This window comes from Roseateles chitinivorans, assembly GCF_002761755.1.
GTDB lineage: Bacteria > Pseudomonadota > Gammaproteobacteria > Burkholderiales > Burkholderiaceae_C > Roseateles > Roseateles chitinivorans.
Genome location: NZ_PEOG01000010.1, coordinates 22,387 through 40,046, shown reverse-complemented (window position 1 = coordinate 40,046; position 17,660 = coordinate 22,387). Strand labels below are relative to the sequence as shown.

The following is a 17,660-nucleotide window of genomic DNA, read 5'->3' as shown; positions in this document are numbered from 1 at the left end:
GGGCGCCGGGCCGGCCGGACGGGCCGCATACAATCACCGGTTCTTCCGTACGTCCGGGCCTCGTGCCCGGCGGCGCTCCGGCTTCCGGGCTCGCGCCAACGCCTTTCCTGAGGGATATCGACGTGTTTATTTCCAACGCTTTTGCCCAGACCGCGGGCGCCGCCTCGGCCGATCCGACCAGCGGCTTCCTGCAGATGCTGCCCCTGGTGGCCGTGTTCGTCGTCATGTACTTCGTGATGATCCGTCCCCAGATGAAGCGCCAGAAGGAGCACAAGGCGATGGTCGAGGCCCTGTCCAAGGGCGACGAGGTCATCACCGCCGGCGGCATGCTCGGCAAGGTGAGCAAGATCGGCGAGCAGTACCTGAGCGTCGAGATCGCCGCCGGCGTCGAGATCCAGGTCCAGCGCACCTCGGTCGTGCAGGTCCTGCCCAAGGGCACCGTCTCGAAGTAATTCGACAACCCGACCCGGAGCGGCCCGCGCCATCCGCGTGACCGCTCCCTGACGACCCGGCCCGTGCCCCGCACCGGCCGGGTCCGCTTTCAGTGGCGCCCGCCGGCCCGACGCCGAGCGCGGAAGGGCGAGGCGCCTGGTTTGCAGAGGATCTCCTCATGAACCGTTATCCGCTGTGGAAGTACGCGCTGCTCGTCGTGGCGCTGCTGGTGGGCCTGATCTACACGCTGCCCAACCTGTTCGGCGAAGCGCCGGCGGTGCAGGTGTCCAGCGCCAAGGTCACCGTCAAGGTCGACGACGCCGTCCGGCAGCGCGTCGAGCAGGCGATCAAGCAGGTCGGCGTCACGCCCGACTTCGTGCACCTGGAAGCCGGCTCCGTGCGCGCCCGCTTCCATGACACCGACGCCCAGATCAAGGCCAAGGACGCGATCGCCAAGGCCCTCAACGGCAACGAGACCTCCGACCCGACCTTCATCGTTGCGCTGAACCTGGTCTCGCGCAGCCCCGCGTGGCTGACCTCGCTGCATGCGTTCCCGATGTACCTGGGCCTGGACCTGCGCGGCGGCGTGCACTTCCTGATGCAGGTCGACATGAAGGCCGCGCTGACGAAGAAGGCCGAATCGATGGCCTCCGACGTCCGCACCATGCTGCGCGACAAGAACATCCGCCACGCCGGCATCACCCGCGAAGGCAACGACGTCGCCATCAACTTCCGCGACGAGGCCACCCGCACGCAGGCGCTGAACCTGCTGCGCGAGCAGGTGCCCGACTTCGCCTGGACCGCCACCGGTGCCGGCACCGAGCTGCGGCTGAACGGCTCGCTCACGCCGCAGGCCGAGATCGCCGTCCAGGACGCCGCGATCAAGCAGAACATCACCACGCTGCACAACCGGGTCAACGAGCTGGGCGTGGCCGAGCCGGTGATCCTGCAGCAGGGCCGCGATCGCGTCGTCGTGCAGCTGCCGGGCGTTCAGGACACGGCCAAGGCCAAGGACATCATCGGCCGCACCGCGACGCTCGAGCTGCGCATGGTCGACGACAGCGCCGAGGCGCAGGCCGCGCTGGCCGGCACCGGACCGGTGCCGTTCGGCACCGAGCGCTTCACCGAAAGAGACGGCGCCCCGATCATCGTCAAGCGCCAGGTGGTGCTGACCGGCGACAACCTCAACGACGCCCAGCCCGGCTTCGACGAGAACCACCAGCCCTCGGTCAACCTGAAGGTGGACGCCAAGGGCGCCCGCATCATGAAGGACGTGTCGCGCGAGAGCATCGGCAAGCGCATGGCCATCATCCTGTTCGAGAAGGGGAAGGGCCAGGTCGTGACCGCGCCGGTCATCCGCGGCGAGCTGGGCAACAGCTTCTCGATCACCGGCGGCAACATGTCGGCGCAGGAAGCCAGCGACAGCGCGCTGCTGCTGCGCGCCGGCTCGCTGGCCGCGCCGATGGAGATCATCGAGGAACGCACCATCGGCCCGTCGCTGGGCAAGGACAACATCGACAAGGGCATCGCGTCGGTCACCTGGGGCTTCGTCGCCGTGGCGGTCTTCATGTGCCTGTACTACATGATGTTCGGCGTCTTCTCGGCGGTGGCGCTGGGCTTCAACCTGCTGCTGCTGCTGGCGGTGCTGTCGATGCTGCAGGCCACGCTGAGCCTGCCCGGCATCGCCGCCATCGCGCTGGTGCTGGGCATGGCCATCGACGCCAACGTGCTGATCAACGAGCGGGTGCGCGAGGAACTGCGCGCCGGCATGGCACCGCAGCAGGCGATCCACGCCGGCTACGAGCGCGCCTGGGCGACCATCCTGGACTCCAACGTCACGACGCTGATCGCGGGCCTGGCGCTGCTGGCCTTCGGCTCCGGCCCGATCAAGGGCTTCGCGGTCGTGCACTGCCTGGGCATCATCACCTCGATGATCTCGTCGGTGATGTTCTCGCGCGCGCTGGTCAACCTCTGGTACGGCCGCCGCAAGCGCCTGAAGTCCGTGTCCATCGGCACCGTCTGGAAGCCGGACGCCACCCCCGGCACGCCGGACGGCGACGCCCCGGCCGCCGAGGCGCGCTGAGCGCCCCGGCCCCTCGAAGAGTAGAGAGCGCACAACGCCATGGAATTCTTCCGAATCAAGCGGGACATCCCGTTCATGAAGCACGCGTTGGTCCTCAACGCCGTGTCCTTCCTCACCTTCATCGCCGCGGTGTTCTTCCTGGTCACCAAGGGCCTGCATTTCTCGATCGAGTTCACTGGCGGCACGGTGATCCAGGTCCAGTACGCACAGGCGGCGGACGTCAACCGGACGCGCCACATCGTCGAGCAGATGGGCTTCGGCGAGATCCAGGTGACCAACTTCGGCACCTCGCGCGATGTGCTGATCCGCCTGCCGGTGAAGCCGGACGTCAAGCAGACCGAGCTGGTCGATCGCGTCTTCGGCGAGCTGTGCAAGGCGGAGCAGGGCAAGGTCGTCGCCCACCAGGAAGTCACCCCGCAAGGGGAGTCGGTGAGCAAGCAGGCCTGTGCGGTCAACGGCGCCGAGCCGCTGAAGCTGACCAGCAGCGAGGTCGTCGGGCCGTCCGTCGGCGCCGAGCTGGCCCACGACGCCGCGATGGCGCTGGGCTTCACCGTGATCGGCATCATGCTGTACCTGGCCTTCCGCTTCGAGTGGAAGTTCGCCGTGGCCGGCATCATCGCCAACCTGCACGACGTGGTGATCATCCTGGGCTTCTTCGCCTACTTCCAGTGGGAGTTCTCGCTGGCGGTGCTGGCGGCGATCCTGGCGGTGCTGGGCTACTCGGTGAACGAGTCGGTGGTCATCTTCGACCGGATCCGCGAGGCTTTCCGCAAGTACCGCAAGCTCAACACCCACGAGGTCATCGACCACGCGATCACGTCCACCATCAGCCGCACGATCATCACCCACGGCTCGACGCAGATGATGGTGCTGTCGATGCTGCTGTTCGGCGGCCCGACGCTGCACTACTTCGCGGTCGCGCTGACCATCGGCATCCTGTTCGGCATCTACTCGTCGGTCTTCGTGGCTGCGGCGATCGCGATGTGGCTGGGCGTCAAGCGTGAGGATCTGGTCAAGGCCGGTCCCGCCAAGCAGGGCGATCCCGACGACCCCAACGCCGGGGCGGTCGTGTAGTAGAGTCGTCCGCACTCCTCAACCTCACGCTCGATGACCGCCGCCGACGCAAGATCCCAGGCCCTGGCTTCGCAAGCGCGGCGCGTCCACACGGAGGTGCTGCTGCGAGGGCTTCCTGCCATGGTGGCGATCCTGACCACGGCGGTGCAGGACCTGCTCGCGCAGCCGGCCGAGCACTCGCTGCAGATGGCCCGCCGGGATGCCTACGACGCCTGGCAGCGGTCCTCGACGCCCTGGCATGCGCGGCTGGGCAAGTCGCTCCGGCATGCGTATCACCACGGCGCGGGCGATTCGCGATCGGCCTCGCTGTCGTCGCGGCCCCAGAACCTGTCCCTGGTCAGCGACGACACGATCGAGCGCGAGATCATCGCCTCGCGGCTCGCGCTGGCGATGATGGACAAGGCCAGCTGGGAATTCAGCGACCTGCGCAACCGGATGCAGTCGCTGGAGCGGGTCGAGGACCTCGCGCAGCAGGACCTGCTGCGCGCGCAGGTGCTGGCGCGGCTGGTGCTCGATGCCTGGTTCGAGGCGGGACTGAGCAGTTCCGTCTGGCAGATGCTGCAGCGCTGGTTGCACCACGAGTTCTCCCAGCTGCTGAACGAGGCGTATCACGAAGCCAACCACTGGCTGATCCAGCAGGGCGTGATGCCCGAGGTGGACCTGCGGCCCTTCATCCGTCGCAACGCGCCGGCCGGTGGGATGACGCAGGCGGCGCCGCTGGCGCCGGCCACCGCGCATGGCGGCATCGCGCCGCAGGCGACGCCGCATGGCGCGCAGGCGTTTGGCGCCGGTGCGCCAGCGGTCCCAGTCGGCACGCCGGCCAGCCAGTCGGCCCAGCAGGTGATGGCGCAGTTGCAGCGGGTGCTCGCGCGCCATGTGCCGGAGCTCGCCCAGGCGCCCGCGCGGCCCGGCATGCCGATGCCTGGACCGGCGACCCGCAGCGGCCTGCCGGCGGCGCCGATCGGCGCATCGGTTGGCGGGCCGACGACCCGTGGCGGCTCGCCGCGCCTGAATGCCGCGATCAATCACGCCCAGGAAGCGGTGCAGCGTCGGGCCGACCAGGTCGCCACGGTGGATCAGCAACTGACGGCGCCGCAGGCGCTCGATGAGATCCGCCATCGCAACCAGGCGCTGAAGCAGGTCCTCAAGAGCGCCGCCGACACACCGGCGGAGCGCGCGACGATCGAGCTGGTCGCGCTGCTGTTCCAGGCCATCCTGCAGGAAGAGCGCATTCCGCCGGCGATCCGGGTCTGGTTCGCGCGGCTGCAGATGCCCGTGCTTCGGGTCGCCGTCGGCGAGCCGGATTTCTTCGCCACCGACGACCATCCCGCGCGCCGCTTGATCGACCGGATGGGCTCCTGCGTGATGGGCTTCAGCACCTCCACCGCCGAGATTGGCGACGCGCTCGAGCGCGAGATCAAGCGCGTCGTGCAAGTCGTCGAGGCCTATCCCGATACCGGCCGGCGCGTGTTCCAGACGGTGCTGACCGAATTCGAGAAATTCCTCGACCACTACTTCGAGCAGGAGAACGAGGTCTCGAAGAAGGGCGTGTCGCTGGCGCAGCAGGTCGAGCAGCGCGAGACGCTGGCGATCCAGTACACGATCGAGCTGCGCAAGATGCTGTCAGAGGTGCCGGTGCAGGATGGCGTGCGCGACTTCCTGTTCCAGGTCTGGGCGGACGTGCTGGCGGTGACCGGCGTGCGCTATGGGCCGCAGGCGGAGCAGACCAAGGCGATGAAGCGCGCCGCGGCCGACCTGATCTGGTCGGCCAGCGCGAAGGTGTCGCGCGAGGATCGGGCCGAGGTGATCCGGCGGCTGCCGCCGCTGCTGAAGACGCTGCGAGACGGCATGGGCCATGCGGGCATGGGTCATGAGCGGCAGGATGAGCACATCCGTTCGCTGAACAATGCGCTGGCAGCGGCCTTCACCGCCAAGACCGCCGCGATCCCGCGCGAGCGCCTGGACGACCTGATGAGCCAGCTCGAGACGCTGGAGGCGATGCTGCCGTCGCCCGAGGCTGGCGAGATCAACGAGACGCTGGTGCGCGACCTGTCCAGCCACGAGTGCGACGGTCTGGAAGTGGTGGCCGAAGGCGGCGCCGCGCCGACGCCGGCGATGCTGGCCTGGGCGCGCGAGTTGCAGGTCGGCAGCTGGTACATGCTGGACTACCGTGGCCGGGTGGAACCGGTCCAGTTGGTCTGGCGCGGCCTGCGGCACCACTTGATCCTGTTCGTCTCGCCGCAGGGGCGGGGCGTGCTGTTCCAGGTGAGCCGTCTGGCGGCGTTCCTGCAGGCCGGGCTGATGCTGCCGGCCCAGGATGAATCGCTCACCGTCAAGGCGACGCGCAACGCGCTCGCCAAGCTCGAGGTCGATCCGAGCCGGCTGCTCGCCTGACGCCCCGGCGCTGTTCCCGGCGCCCATGAAAAAACCGGCGCCGCGTCATGCGGGGCCGGTTGCCGTATGAGGGCGTGGGCTCGGTTCAGTGGATCAGACGCTCTTCCGGCGCGACGAACAGCTCGTCGAGGATCAGCGCGTCAGGCTCCTCGCCCAGGCTCCAGAACACCATCAGCACGATGATCTTCAGATCCTCCAGGTCCAAGGGGCCGCCGGGGATCGCCATCGCGCGGTCGATCACCATCTCCCGCATCGCGGTCGGCAGGACGCCGGCCGAGGCCAGGAAGCTGATGAAGCCGACCGAGCTTTCGCCCAGGTGCTCCTGCTCCTCGCGGGTATAGATGCGCAGGCTGCGCTCGCCGGGCTCGCCGTGGTGCGACTGGGCCGAGGCGGCCAGGCCGTCCAGCCAGGACAGCGCGTCGCGGATTTCGTCATCCTCGAAGCCGACTGCCGACAATTTCCGGGTCAGCTGGGCATGATCCGGGCAGGCGTCGGGCCGCCAGTAGGTTTCGTACAGATAGACGAGCACGTCGAACATGGCGGGCACTATAACCGACCGCCCGAAAGCCCTTCCGGCCGAAATGAGCGCCGGCGGACGCCGAAATCCGAGGATGCTTCAGGCACGGCGGCGGCGCTGGAACAGCGCGCCGGGAAGCCGGGCGACGAGGCCGTCGAGCTCCAGATCCAGCAAGGTGGCGTTCAGTTCGTCCTGCGGCCAGCCGCTGCGCTGAGACAGCTGTTCGAGCGAGACGGTGTCCCGGCCGATCGCCCGCAGGAGCGGGTGTTCGTCCTGCGCCGGGGAGGGTTCTGGCGCCGCCTCGGCCTCCGGTTCCGACGCCGGATCGACCGCCGCCTGTCGTGGCGACCCATGGGCCGGCAACTCGGCGAGCAGGTCGTCCAGATCCTGGACCAGGCAGGCCCCCTGCTTCAGCAGGTGGTGACAGCCCTTGGACTGTGGGGAGTGGATCGGTCCGGGCACCGCGAAGACCTCGCGGCCCGCTTCCGAAGCCTGCCGCGCGGTGATCAGCGAGCCGGACTTCAGCGCCGCCTCCACGACCAGGCAGCCTTCGGACAGGCCCGCGATGATGCGATTGCGTTGAGGGAAATTCGGCGCCATCGGTGGCGTGCCGACGAAGTATTCGCTGACCAGCAGACCACGTCGGGCGATGTGGCGGGAGAGTTCGGCGTGACCGAGCGGGTAGACCTGGTCCGGCCCGGTGCCGAGCACGGCGATCGTGCCACCGCGCGTGTACAGCGCCGCCTCGTGCGCGGCGCCATCGATGCCCTGCGCAAGGCCGGAGACAACGCAGAAGCCGGCTTCGCCCAGGCCGGCGGCGAAGTGGCGCGCGTTCTCGTCGCCCTGGAGGCTGGGTCGGCGGCTGCCGACCACAGCGACGCAGCGCTGACCCAGCAGTTCGCGTCGGCCGTCGAGGTACAGCATCAGCGGCGGGTCCGCGGTGTGGAGCAGTGGCGCGGGGTAGTCGGCGTCGCCGAGCAGCAGGATCGAGCGTCGTTCGCCGCCCGACAGCCATTCCTGCGTCCGGCCCACGAGGCGGTCCAGCTCCGTGGGCTGGCTGCGCAGCCGCTCAGCTTCCTCGGCCGAGACCGCCGGACCCCAGCCGGCTCGACCGGCCGCCAGGGCGGCACCAGGGTCGCCGTGACGCGCGAGCAGTCGGCGGGCGGCTCCGCGTGAGACGCAGGACAGCAGCCGGAGCCAGTCGCGCAGGTCCTCGGGGCTCATCCGTTCGGTCCTGACTGCGACCTGGTCCGGAGAGCCGCTCGATCACGGCTGGGTGAAGCGGTCGCCCGGGACGACCGGTTCCTGGACCGACAGGATCAGCGCGTACGACACCCGGTCGAAGACCTGGAAGACGAACAGCTGGCCGTGGCGCTCGTCGGGGAGCTTCACTTCCTCGCGGCGCGGCGTCGTCGGGTCGCGCACGACACGGCCGCTGTGCCAGAGCGCCAGCACATGACCGCGCTCGAGGCCGTCCCGGCTGCCCTTGTTGAGCGCGACGATCTGGTTCTGGCCCGCGGTGATCGCGTCGCCATAGATGGAAATGATGTAGCCATCGATCGCGCCAGCCGGCGCGTGGGGCACATAGTTCGTGTAGGCGCGCGGCGGAATCGGCGCGATCCGGTCGCCGGGCTGCGCCTCCAGGCGATTCAGCGTCAGCGTGAGCGTCGCCGGAACTTCCTGGCTCTTGTTCGTCGCGGGGCTGCCTGCACGGGTCAGGTCCGCGGTACCGACATAGACGGCCTCGTAGCCGAGCACTTCCTTCGACACCGGGTCGCGCAGCGGGCGCGGCTCGCGGAACACGCGGAAGGCGTCGACGTTCGGTGCCAGGTTGCCCCGCACGTAGGCCCGGTCGCCCTTGGTCATCCAGACCCGGTTCTCCTGCGCCGAGACGATGCGCGGGGCCGTGGCCAGTTCGTTGCCGTTCAGGACGACCGCCTCGTTGAGGAAGGGTTCGATCAGGTGCTGCGGGATCGCGGCGATGGAGCCGTCGTACAGCGACTCGGCGCGCACGCGCGGCGACAGCTTGACCGTGCCGCCCGCCGCGCCGCCGACATCGCGGCCCACCTGCAGCCGCGCGCGCCCGTCGGACTTGATCAGCATCAGCACCTGGCCCGGATAGATCAGGTGGGGGTTGCGGATCTGGTCGGTGTTCATGCCCCAGAGCTCGGGCCAGCGCCATGGGCTCTTCAGGAACAGGCCGGAAATGGCCCACAGCGTGTCGCCCGACTTGACGGTGTAGGTGTCAGGCGCGTTGGGCGCCAGTTCCGACAACGGCACACCGGCCTGCGCGACCTGCTGGGCGGTCTGGCGCTGCTCCGGCGTGATGGGGTAGTTGCCTGCCGCGAAGGACGTCGCGGCGGCAGAGGCCGCCAGCAGGGCTGCAGAAATCGTCGTCAAGCCCAGCGGCCGCCTTTGCGTCATTACTTGTTCTCCCGCGCCGAGATCGAAGGCCCCTCGTGGCCAATGGCGCTTTTGTGACGAGGGCCGTGCAGTCCGCCAAATCGGCGAAAATCGACCTTCTCGCTGGCGGCGATTCTGCCCCGGTTCAGGGGCACCCGCAATGAAGGTGCCCGCCGTCCCTTGCAAGCCCTTACAAACAGGCGTTGTGCGCCGTCCACAGCGGTCCACCACCCTTCGCGTCCCCACCATGGCGAAACTTTCCATTCTTCGATACCCCGATCCGCGCCTGCATACCGTCGCCAAGCCGATCACCGCCGTCGACGATCGCATCCGCGCATTGGCCGACGACATGCTGGAGACGATGTACGACGCTGACGGCGTCGGCCTCGCCGCCACCCAGGTGGACGTGCACGAGCGCCTGCTGGTGATGGATGTCTCCGAGGAACGCAACCAGCCGCTGGTGCTGGTCAACCCGGAGCTGGTCGCGCGCAGCGAGGAAATGATCGAAGGCGAGGAGGGTTGCCTCTCCGTGCCGACCATCTACGACAAGGTCATGCGCCACAAGAAGGTCACCGTGCAGGCGCTGGACCGCGACGGCCATACCTTCCAGTTCGACGCCGAGGGCCTGCTGGCCGTCTGCGTCCAGCATGAGATGGACCATCTGGCCGGCAAGGTGTTCGTCGAGTACCTGAGCCCGCTCAAGCGCGAACGCATCAAGACCAAGCTGGTGAAGAAGGCCCGCGAGGACGCCAAGCGCTGATGGCCGACGCCCCGATCCCCGGCGGCCTGCGCGTCGCTTTCGCCGGTACGCCCGAGTTCGCGGCCGTCGCGCTGCAGGCGCTGCTCGACGCGCGCTTCGAGGTGCCGCTGGTGCTGAGCCAGCCCGATCGCCCCGCCGGCCGCGGCATGAAGCTGCAGGCCTCGCCGGTGAAGCAGCTGGCCGTGGCGCACGGTCTCACCGTCGTCCAGCCGCGCAGCCTGCGGCTGGACGGCAAGTTCCCCGACGAAGCCCAGGCCGGCCGCGATGCCTTGCTGAACGCCCGTCCCGACGTGCTGGTGGTCGCCGCCTACGGGCTGATCCTGCCGAAATGGGTGCTGGACCTGCCGCGCCTGGGCTGCCTGAACATCCACGGCTCGATCCTGCCGCGCTGGCGCGGCGCCGCGCCGATCCACCGCGCGATCGAGGCGGGCGACGCCGAGACCGGCATCACCATCATGCAGATGGACGAGGGCCTGGACACCGGCGACATGCTGCTGATCGAGCGCCTGCCGATCGCCGCGGCGGACACGACCGCGACGCTGCACGACAAGCTGGCAGCGCTCGGCGGCCGCATGATCGTCGAGGCGCTCGAACTCGCCGCCTGTGGCGGTTTCCGCCCAGTGAAGCAGCCCGAGGCGGGCGTCACCTACGCCCACAAGATCGAGAAGGCCGAGAGCCAGATCCGCTGGTCCGACGACGCCACGCAGATCGCGCGGCGGCTGCGCGCCTTCGATCCATTCCCAGGCGGCGTCGCCCAGCTGGACGGCGAGCCGCTCAAGGTCTGGCGCGCCGACGTCGTCCAGGCCGACGGCATGCGCGGCGAACCCGGCCGGGTGCTGGCGGTGTCGCACGACGGCCCGGTCGTGGCCTGCGGCAACGGCAGCGTTCGCCTGACCGAGCTCCAGCGCGCCGGCGGCAAGCGCCTGCCGGCGGCTGCGTTCCTTCAGGCGCGGCCGTTGCAGGTGGGTGAATTGCTCGGTTGAGCTGGGCTGCTCGGGAGACCGAGCGGCTCGCGGGCGATGCCCATGCCCCTTTCCGCTCAATCGCCTCCGCACGCTCGGCATTCGCTTCAAGGGGCATGGGCATCGCCCGCGTGCGGGAGGGCGCCTTCCTTTGCGCGACGCGGGGCGGAGGCCCGGGTTCGCTTAACTCTGACTGAATTGGCGGTGAAACCGCCTTGAATGCGCCGACCCCGCCGTCAGGTGGGACGACCTGGACGGTGTACCGTTCAGACTGATTTCCGATCGCGGCTCCGGCCGCAGCTTTCCGAGGAGTGATTGCATGTTCAACCTGATGAAGACCGCCATCCTGATGGCCGCCATCACCGCGCTGTTCATGGCGATCGGCTCCGTGCTGGGCGGCCAGACGGGCATGCTGATCGCACTGGTGGTCGCGGTGGGCATGAACTTCTTCAGCTACTGGTTCTCCGACAAGCTGGTGCTGAAGATGTACAACGCCCAGGAAGTCGACGAGCGCAGCGCGCCGCAGTTCTACAACATGGTCAAGGAGCTGGCCCAGCGCGCCCAGCTGCCCATGCCCAAGGTCTACCTGATCCAGGAAGAAGCGCCCAACGCCTTCGCCACCGGCCGCAACCCGGACAACGCCGCGGTCGCCGCGACGACCGGCATCCTGCGCGTGCTGTCGGAACGCGAGTTGCGCGGCGTGATGGCCCACGAACTGGCGCACGTGAAGCACCGCGACATCCTGATCTCCACGATCAGCGCGACGATGGCCGGCGCGATCTCGATGCTGGCCAACTTCGCGATGTTCTTCAGCCCGCGCGACAGCGAAGGCCGGCCGGCCAACCCGATCGTCGGGCTGCTGGTGGCAATCCTGGCGCCGATCGCCGCCTCGCTGATCCAGATGGCGATCAGCCGCGCCCGCGAGTTCGAGGCCGACCGCGGCGGCGCGGAGATCTCCGGCGACCCGCAGGCGCTGGCCTCGGCGCTGGACAAGATCCATCGCTACGCCCAGGGCATCCCGCTGGAGACGGCGGAACGCCATCCCGAGACGGCCCAGATGATGATCATGAACCCGCTGTCCGGCGGCGGCCTGCGCGGCCTGTTCAGCACCCACCCGTCGACCGAGGAACGCATCGAGCGCCTGATGGCGATGGCCCGCCGCTGACTACCGGGTCAGCGTCCGGCCGGACGACCCGGCGCACCGGTGCCGACGAAACACCGCCTCCGGGCGGTGTTTTTCATTCGACCGGCGAGCCCGGGTGCGGCGGCACAATGGCCCGTTCCGCCGGCCTGCCTGATTCAAGCGTTCGTCCCGGCGGCCGATAAAGGACAGCATGAAGGCCTCTCTCCGCTCCCTGACCGCTTCGGCAGCGCTGCTCGGCGCCGTCGCGCTGCTGGCCGGCTGCGACCAGCTCGGCATCGAGGACCCCGCCAAGGTGGCGGCGGCCAAGCAGGCCGAGGGCAAGGCCATCGGCGGCGCCTGCCGCAACGCGCTGCGCGCCATCGAGGACTGCTACGCCCTGAACCCCAAGGCCCAGAAGGCCGCGGTCTACGACGGCTGGCGCGAGATGGACGAATACATGCGCGAGAACAAGCTCGAGGGCACCCGCCCCCTGGTGGCGAATCCGCAGGCCAGCCGGCCGGCCGCCGCCGACGAGGAGGAGCCCTCGCCGCGTTCCGCGAAGGGGCAGGTCGGCGGTTCGGACAAGGCGGCGGACAAGGGCGCCGAGAAAGGCTCCGAAAAAGGCTCGGACAAGGACAAGGCCGGCGAGAAGGGTGGCCACTGAGCCCGGATCGGTTCGATCGGGCCATCGGACAGCTGCGCAGCTGATCCCCCGGTTGGTGCAGTTCGTCTTGCGCCGGTCGCCGGCGGGGGGCGTCGCGACGAAGATGCGATCATCCGAAAGATCAGGAGATCGCCCATGACCACTTCGTCCTTCCGTGCTTCCCGCCGTCTGTTCGCCGTCGCCGCGCTGGGCCTGGCCGCCGCCGGTGCGGTAGGCACCGCCCACGCCTGGTCGCTGAGCTTCGGCAGCTCGCAGCGCATCGAGGGCAACGGCGACGTCGCCGCCGAAGCGCGCGACGTCGGCGCCTTCGACGCGGTGGCGCTGTCGGGCGACTTCAAGGTCTTCGTGCGCCCGGGCGCATCCGACAAGGTCGAGGTGAAGACCGACCGCAATCTGCTGAGCTACATCGAGACCAAGGTCGTCGACGGCAGCAAGGGCCGCACGCTGGAGATCTCGCCCAAGCGCGGCTACAGCCTGAACGCCAAGGGCTCGCCGGTGATCACGCTGGACATGCGCCAGCTGCGCGGCCTGTCGATCGCCGGCTCCGGCGATATCCGCGTCGAACCGATGAAGACCGGCAACCTGGAGGCCAGCATCGCCGGCAGCGGCGACCTGCGCGTGCAGGGCCTGGAGGCCGACCATGTGACGCTGCGCGTCGCCGGCAGCGGCGACATGCAGGTCCACGGCAAGGCCAATGCGCTGTCCGTGTCGGTGGCGGGCAGCGGCGACGTCAAGACCCGCGAGCTGGTCGTCGACGAAGCCAAGGTCAGCATCTCCGGCAGCGGCGATGTCACCGTGGCGCCGACCCGCAAGCTGGACGTGCGGATCGCCGGTTCCGGCGACGTCGGCTACGTCGGTAGCCCCGAGATCAGCCTGTCCAATGCCGGATCGGGCTCGGTCCGCAAGCTGAAGTAAGCACCGGGCGCCGGCTGCGCCGGGCGCTCTGTGGACGCCCCTCGCCGCGACAGCGGCCGAGGGGCGCTTCGTTTCCGGACCATGCCGACGACAATCGCGGCCATGGTGGAAGGACTCGCGGCGCTGGTGCGCCACCCGGAATTCAAGCGCGGCTCGCGCGACATGCTCGGCATCACACTGGGCATCTCGGCCTGGGGGCTGGTGACCGGCGTGGCCATGGTCAAGAGCGGCCTGGGCGTCGGGCTGTCCCTGCTGATGAGCCTGGTGGTCTTCGCCGGCAGTTCGCAGCTGGCGTCGCTGCCGCTGCTGGCCAGTGGCGCGCCGCTCTGGGTGCTGTGGGCCACCTCCTTCTGCGTGAACCTGCGCTTCGTCATCTTCAGCGCGCAGTGGCGCCTGTACTTCGAGCCGCTGCCGCGGGCGCAGCGTCTGTTCATCGGCTACTTCGCAGCCGACCTGAACTACGTCGCCTTCCTCAAGCGCTTCCCGGACCTGAAGCCCGACCCGGCGAACCAGCTGCCGTACTTCTGGGGCGGCGTCGCGACCAACTGGGTGGCCTGGCAGGTGCCGGCCATCGCCGGCATCCTGCTGGCCGACACCATCCCGACGACCTGGGGCCTGGGCTTCGCCGGTGTGCTGGCGCTGCTGGGCCTGAGCTACTCGCTGCTCAAGGACCGCAACACCTGGGTCTCCGGCGCGGTGGCCGGCTGCGCGGCCGTGGCCGCTTACGGCCTGCCGCTGCGGCTCAACATCCTGGTGGCGATCGCCGCGGCGGTGGCCGTCGGCCTGCTGATGGAGAAGTGGCTGCCACCCTCGACCCCGGCCGCCGGCGGGAGGTCCGCATGAGCGTGTGGGAAGCGGTGCTGGGCATCCTCGGCATGGCGGCGATCACCGTGATCACGCGCAGCTTCTTCATGATCCCCGAGCGCGAGATCCCGCTGCCGCAGTGGGTGCGCGACGGCCTTCGCTACGCGCCGCTGGCCGCGCTGGCGGCGGTGATCGTGCCGGAGATCGTCATGACGCAGGGCGAGCTGATCCACACCTGGAAGGACGCCCGGCTGTATGCGACGGCCGTCGGCACCGCCTATTTCTTCTGGCGGCGCGGCATCCTCGGCACCATCGTCAGCGGCACGGCGGTCATGCTGGCGCTGCGCGTCGGCCTGGGCTGGTAGGCCCCCGCCGGGGCCGTCCTGACGCCGGTTCCAGCGGCGTTCCGTAACCATCCCGGACAGGGCCGCGCCCGGCCGGCTGGTAAGCTGCGCCCCGATTCGCCGGGCCCGATCGCCGCGCCCGGACCACCGCTTTCCAACTACTCGAAGCTCAAGCCCATGAACGTCCTGCGATTCGCCGATCTGATCGCCGCCGGCAAGGTGGCCGACCAGCGCGTGTTCATCCGCGCCGACCTGAACGTGCCGCTCAACGATGCTGGCCAGATCACCGAGGACACCCGCGTCCGGGCCTCGATTCCCGCGATCGAGATGGCGCTGAAGGCCGGCGCCGCGGTGATGGTGACCTCGCACCTGGGTCGCCCGACCGAAGGCGAGTTCAAGCCCGAGGACTCGCTCGCCCCGGTGGCCCGGCGCATGGGCGAGCTGCTGGGCCGCGACGTGCCGCTGGTGGCGAACTGGGTCGACGGCGTCGAGGTGAAGCCGGGCCAGGTGGTGCTACTCGAGAACTGCCGCGTCAACAAGGGCGAGAAGAAGAACAGCGAGGAGCTCGCGAAGAAGATGGCCGCGCTGTGCGACATCTTCGTCCACGACGCCTTCGGCACCGCGCACCGGGCCGAGGCCTCGACCTACGGCATCGCCCAGTTCGCGAAGGTGGCCTGCGCCGGTCCGCTGCTGGCCGCCGAGATCGATGCCATCAGCAAGGCGCTGGCCGAGCCCAAGCGCCCGCTGGTGGCGATCGTGGCGGGCTCCAAGGTGTCGACCAAGCTGACGATCCTGCAGTCGCTGTCGAAGAATGTCGACGGCCTGATCGTCGGCGGTGGCATCGCCAACACCTTCATGCTGGCGGCCGGCCTGAAGATCGGCAAGTCGCTGGCCGAGCCGGACCTGCTGGGCGAAGCCAAAGCGGTGATCGAGTCGATGAAGGCACGCGGCGCCGCGGTGCCGATCCCGGTGGACGTGGTGACTGCCAAGACCTTCGCGGCCGATGCGCCGGCGACGGTGAAGGCGGCCGACGAGGTGGCCGACGACGATCTGATCCTGGACATCGGCCCGCAGACCGCGGCCCTGCTGGCCGAGCAGCTGAAGGCGGCCGGCACGATCGTCTGGAACGGCCCGGTGGGCGTGTTCGAGTTCGACGCCTTCGCGCACGGCACCGAGACCATCGCCCGCGCGATCGCTGCGTCGGAGGCGTTCTCGATCGCCGGCGGTGGCGACACGCTGGCGGCGATCGCCAAGTACGGCATCGAGCAGGACGTGGGCTACATCTCCACCGGCGGCGGCGCCTTCCTGGAAGTGCTGGAAGGCAAGACCCTGCCGGCGTTCGAGATCCTGGCCAAGCGCGCGCAGGGCTGAGCGCGACGAGGCGAGGAGTGGCGGCGACGGCCGCCGCGCGACGCAAGGGGCGCTTCGGCGCCCCTTTGCATATCGATGGAGCGATCGCCGCGCAGCGGTCGCACGATGAGGACAGGCCGACGGCCCGGAGTGCGCCGCGGCGGCAGGGAGGACGGATGGATACCAAGGCCCGAGCGCAGTCGGATCTGCATGCGAACCAGGCGGAGGGGATGGGGGCCAAGGAGGTGGACCTGCGGTCGTCCGCGCTGGCGGACGCAGGGATCCCGGACGATCACGCGCCACCGCGATGGTTGCTGGCGATGGCCGCCTTGGCCGCCGCCGCCTTCTTCCAGCTGATGCTGCTGCTGCCCTGCGCGGTGGTGATGGCCTTCCCGATCTTCTTCTATGGCGCCAACACCACGGTACTGGTCTGGGGCGGCCTGGGTTTCCTGATCCTGGCCTGGCTGGTCCAGCCGGATTGGCGGAGCGCGCTGAAGACGCTCCCGCGCGATCAGGCGCCGGCGCTCTACGCGAAGGTGGACGCCCTGGCCGACGCCCTGCAGGCGCCGCGCGTTCATGAGATCGCGCTGGACAACTCGATCAACGCCGGCGCCTTCGAACGTCATCGAGGCCTGTCGCTGCGGCCGACTCGGCGCGTGCTCGTGCTGGGCCTGCCGCTGCTGCGGCTGCTGGACACCGATGCGGCCGAGGCCGTCATCGCGCATGAGCTGGGCCACTTCTCGCGGCGTCACGGCCGGCTCGGACACTGGATCTACCGCACGCGTGCCGCCTGGATGAACTGGGCACGCGCAGAACGGCTGGGCGGACACGACGACGTCGAGAGCACCTCGCCGTGGGAGCGCGCGGGCCGCAACTTCGCCGCGATGTTCCTGCCATGGTTTCGACGCGCCAGTGAGGCCCACTCGCGTCGCTGCGAATTCGAGGCCGACGCTCAGGCCGCGCGATACGCGTCGCCAGCGGCCCTTGGCCGCGCGCTGCTGCTGATCGAGCGGGCATCGCAGCGTCAGGAGGAGTCGCTGGCGGCGATGGTGCGCGAGCGCTTGGCGCTGGACGCCGAGCCGCCGGCCGACTGGGTCGAATGGACGCCGCGCCTGCTGGCGCAATCGCCGGTGACCGAGGCCGAGCGCGAGGCGCTGTTGCGCCATCGCCAGCCGCGTGGCAGCCATCCGCCGCACGCGGCTCGGCTCGAGGCATTGGGCTGCGATGCATCACAGCTGACGCTGACACCCGCCCGCTTCGAGGATTGCGCCGCGGCGCACTGGATGAGCTCCGCTGCCTGGCAGGCGGTGTGCCGCGAACATTCACCGTGGGCCGGGGAATCGCGACGGCTGCGCTGGGCGATGGGACACGCGGCGCTGGCCGGTACAGACCCGGCCCAATGGCCGGCGCCCGCGATGGCGGCGCCCCGGCGCGAAGAGGCGTCGCGCCGTCGTCGCCAGCGGCGGCTATCGGCCGCGGGGGAGGCCCTGCAGCACGGGCGGGTGCGGCCACACACGCTGACGCCCTGGCAACGGGACGCCCTGGCTCAGGCGCTGGCGGCAAACCCGCTGATCGGCCAGGCCTGGGCCTTCGACGCGACACTGCCCGAGGCGGATGGCGGTGGCGCGATGCTGTGCCTGGTGATGCGCATCGACCCGGTCGGCCTGCGCGAGCACCATCTGACCGAGGACGATGTGCTGGACCAGGTCCAGTCGACGGCGGACCTGCTGTGGCCCGCGGGTCGGGAGTGGGGCGCGCGCCTCAGCTACCTGACCGAGGGACTGCCGCCGGAGTTGCAGGCGCGCGTCGACGCGACGCCCCGCCTGAAGGGGTGA

At 69.6% G+C, this 17,660-nt stretch carries 16 protein-coding genes; 13 read left to right on the top strand and 3 right to left on the bottom strand.

All coding sequences use genetic code 11. The features are described 5' to 3' along the window. Positions 1-122 precede the first annotated feature (122 nt). The 4 genes from yajC (at position 123) to CS062_RS04375 (ending at position 5,983) form a co-directional block, all read left to right on the top strand. A complete protein-coding gene (gene yajC / locus CS062_RS04390) occupies positions 123-452 on the top strand; it encodes a preprotein translocase subunit YajC (RefSeq protein WP_099860273.1) in 330 nt (109 codons plus the stop codon). Between the two features lie 158 nt (positions 453-610). Beyond that, on the top strand, positions 611-2,515 hold the full coding sequence (secD, locus tag CS062_RS04385; protein ID WP_099860272.1) for a protein translocase subunit SecD: 1,905 nt from the start codon (positions 611-613) through the stop codon (positions 2,513-2,515). 39 nt (positions 2,516-2,554) lie between these two features. Further along, complete coding sequence (secF, locus tag CS062_RS04380) at positions 2,555-3,589, top strand: protein translocase subunit SecF (protein ID WP_099860271.1); 1,035 nt, start codon at positions 2,555-2,557, stop codon at positions 3,587-3,589. 33 nt (positions 3,590-3,622) lie between these two features. After that, a complete protein-coding gene (locus CS062_RS04375) occupies positions 3,623-5,983 on the top strand; it encodes a DUF1631 family protein (protein ID WP_099860270.1) in 2,361 nt (786 codons plus the stop codon). Between the two features lie 85 nt (positions 5,984-6,068). Here CS062_RS04375 and CS062_RS04370 read toward each other — a convergent pair whose 3' ends face one another. The 3 genes from CS062_RS04370 to CS062_RS04360 form a co-directional block, all read right to left on the bottom strand. Then, positions 6,069-6,521, bottom strand: a complete 453-nt coding sequence (locus tag CS062_RS04370; RefSeq protein WP_091727970.1) for a Smg family protein — start codon at positions 6,519-6,521, stop codon at positions 6,069-6,071. Positions 6,522-6,599: 78 nt separating this feature from the next. Next, positions 6,600-7,724, bottom strand: coding sequence for a DNA-processing protein DprA (dprA, locus tag CS062_RS04365; RefSeq protein WP_099860269.1), 1,125 nt, complete (start codon positions 7,722-7,724; stop codon positions 6,600-6,602). A gap of 42 nt (positions 7,725-7,766) precedes the next feature. Then, on the bottom strand, positions 7,767-8,924 hold the full coding sequence (locus CS062_RS04360) for a LysM peptidoglycan-binding domain-containing protein (RefSeq protein WP_099860268.1): 1,158 nt from the start codon (positions 8,922-8,924) through the stop codon (positions 7,767-7,769). A 226-nt stretch (positions 8,925-9,150) separates the two neighbouring features. On the opposite strand from CS062_RS04360, the gene def reads away from it, so the two are divergent. The 9 genes from def to CS062_RS04315 all read left to right on the top strand — a co-directional run bounded on the left by def (position 9,151) and on the right by CS062_RS04315 (position 17,660). Next, entirely contained in the window at positions 9,151-9,663 is a 513-nt protein-coding gene (gene def, locus CS062_RS04355) for a peptide deformylase (RefSeq protein ID WP_099860267.1), read from the top strand. A gap of 26 nt (positions 9,664-9,689) precedes the next feature. Then, positions 9,690-10,646, top strand: coding sequence for a methionyl-tRNA formyltransferase (gene fmt / locus CS062_RS04350; protein ID WP_099860325.1), 957 nt, complete (start codon positions 9,690-9,692; stop codon positions 10,644-10,646). Between the two features lie 298 nt (positions 10,647-10,944). Then, positions 10,945-11,790, top strand: a complete 846-nt coding sequence (htpX, locus tag CS062_RS04345) for a zinc metalloprotease HtpX (protein ID WP_099860266.1) — start codon at positions 10,945-10,947, stop codon at positions 11,788-11,790. Between the two features lie 169 nt (positions 11,791-11,959). After that, positions 11,960-12,412, top strand: coding sequence for a hypothetical protein (locus tag CS062_RS26755; RefSeq protein ID WP_233217907.1), 453 nt, complete (start codon positions 11,960-11,962; stop codon positions 12,410-12,412). A gap of 135 nt (positions 12,413-12,547) precedes the next feature. After that, the gene (locus CS062_RS04335; RefSeq protein WP_099860265.1) at positions 12,548-13,327 is read left to right on the top strand and encodes a head GIN domain-containing protein; all 780 of its coding nucleotides are present in this window, start codon (positions 12,548-12,550) and stop codon (positions 13,325-13,327) included. An 81-nt stretch (positions 13,328-13,408) separates the two neighbouring features. Next, a complete protein-coding gene (locus CS062_RS04330) occupies positions 13,409-14,170 on the top strand; it encodes an AzlC family ABC transporter permease (protein ID WP_233217906.1) in 762 nt (253 codons plus the stop codon). Next, complete coding sequence (locus CS062_RS04325; RefSeq protein WP_099860263.1) at positions 14,167-14,496, top strand: AzlD domain-containing protein; 330 nt, start codon at positions 14,167-14,169, stop codon at positions 14,494-14,496. The genes CS062_RS04330 and CS062_RS04325 overlap by 4 nt, the downstream gene beginning before the upstream one ends. A gap of 156 nt (positions 14,497-14,652) precedes the next feature. Next, positions 14,653-15,846, top strand: a complete 1,194-nt coding sequence (locus CS062_RS04320) for a phosphoglycerate kinase (RefSeq protein WP_099860262.1) — start codon at positions 14,653-14,655, stop codon at positions 15,844-15,846. Between the two features lie 155 nt (positions 15,847-16,001). Next, the gene (locus CS062_RS04315; protein WP_099860261.1) at positions 16,002-17,660 is read left to right on the top strand and encodes a M48 family metallopeptidase; all 1,659 of its coding nucleotides are present in this window, start codon (positions 16,002-16,004) and stop codon (positions 17,658-17,660) included.

Bases quoted from the DNA above. Each gene is read 5' to 3' on its own strand.
- secD (WP_099860272.1), top strand. From the start codon at position 611: ATGAACCGTTATCCGCTGTGGAAGTACGCGCTGCTCGTCGTGGCGCTG.
- secF (WP_099860271.1), top strand. From the start codon at position 2,555: ATGGAATTCTTCCGAATCAAGCGGGACATCCCGTTCATGAAGCACGCG.
- CS062_RS04375 (WP_099860270.1), top strand. From the start codon at position 3,623: ATGACCGCCGCCGACGCAAGATCCCAGGCCCTGGCTTCGCAAGCGCGG.
- CS062_RS04370 (WP_091727970.1), bottom strand. From the start codon at position 6,521: ATGTTCGACGTGCTCGTCTATCTGTACGAAACCTACTGGCGGCCCGAC.
- dprA (WP_099860269.1), bottom strand. From the start codon at position 7,724: ATGAGCCCCGAGGACCTGCGCGACTGGCTCCGGCTGCTGTCCTGCGTC.
- CS062_RS04360 (WP_099860268.1), bottom strand. From the start codon at position 8,924: ATGACGCAAAGGCGGCCGCTGGGCTTGACGACGATTTCTGCAGCCCTG.
- def (WP_099860267.1), top strand. From the start codon at position 9,151: ATGGCGAAACTTTCCATTCTTCGATACCCCGATCCGCGCCTGCATACC.
- htpX (WP_099860266.1), top strand. From the start codon at position 10,945: ATGTTCAACCTGATGAAGACCGCCATCCTGATGGCCGCCATCACCGCG.
- CS062_RS26755 (WP_233217907.1), top strand. From the start codon at position 11,960: ATGAAGGCCTCTCTCCGCTCCCTGACCGCTTCGGCAGCGCTGCTCGGC.
- CS062_RS04335 (WP_099860265.1), top strand. From the start codon at position 12,548: ATGACCACTTCGTCCTTCCGTGCTTCCCGCCGTCTGTTCGCCGTCGCC.
- CS062_RS04330 (WP_233217906.1), top strand. From the start codon at position 13,409: ATGCCGACGACAATCGCGGCCATGGTGGAAGGACTCGCGGCGCTGGTG.
- CS062_RS04325 (WP_099860263.1), top strand. From the start codon at position 14,167: ATGAGCGTGTGGGAAGCGGTGCTGGGCATCCTCGGCATGGCGGCGATC.
- CS062_RS04320 (WP_099860262.1), top strand. From the start codon at position 14,653: ATGAACGTCCTGCGATTCGCCGATCTGATCGCCGCCGGCAAGGTGGCC.
- CS062_RS04315 (WP_099860261.1), top strand. From the start codon at position 16,002: ATGGATACCAAGGCCCGAGCGCAGTCGGATCTGCATGCGAACCAGGCG.